Source organism: Neobacillus drentensis (assembly GCF_036962765.1).
Classification (GTDB): domain Bacteria; phylum Bacillota; class Bacilli; order Bacillales; family Cytobacillaceae; genus Neobacillus; species Neobacillus drentensis_C.
In genome coordinates, this window is record NZ_JBALOS010000304.1 from 1 (window position 1) to 352 (window position 352).

Below are 352 nucleotides of genomic sequence, written 5' to 3' on the forward strand. Positions count from 1 at the left end.
GTGCTGCTGATATCTTTCAATTTAAAAACCAACGTAAGCTTGGATTTCCAATTGGAATTATTATTTTATTTGGTTCAATAACGATTGCATCCAACATGGCAGAATTTCTAAAGGAGGGGATAAGTATTGTGCCAGTATATTTGTCTTGGCCTTTTCAAATTATCACCCCCTCCATTTTACTAATCATTGCTTTTTTTCGTAATAGAAAGAAAAAAACAAGCCCAGTTTAAAGGTGAAGAACTTTCATAGATTTAAATAAAAACCCTTTTTAAGGGGGGAACATAAGTACATGGAGAAAGTAAAAATAAGCACAACCCAATTGTTCGTGCTGATAGTTTTGTTTGAAATGGGC

General features: G+C 33.5%; 1 pseudogene. It reads left to right on the forward strand.

Annotated features, from left to right (window positions below):
* A pseudogene (locus V7137_RS27600) lies at positions 1-230 on the forward strand (spore gernimation protein KB); the annotation flags it as partial.
* Between the last annotated feature and the right edge of the window lie 122 nt (positions 231-352).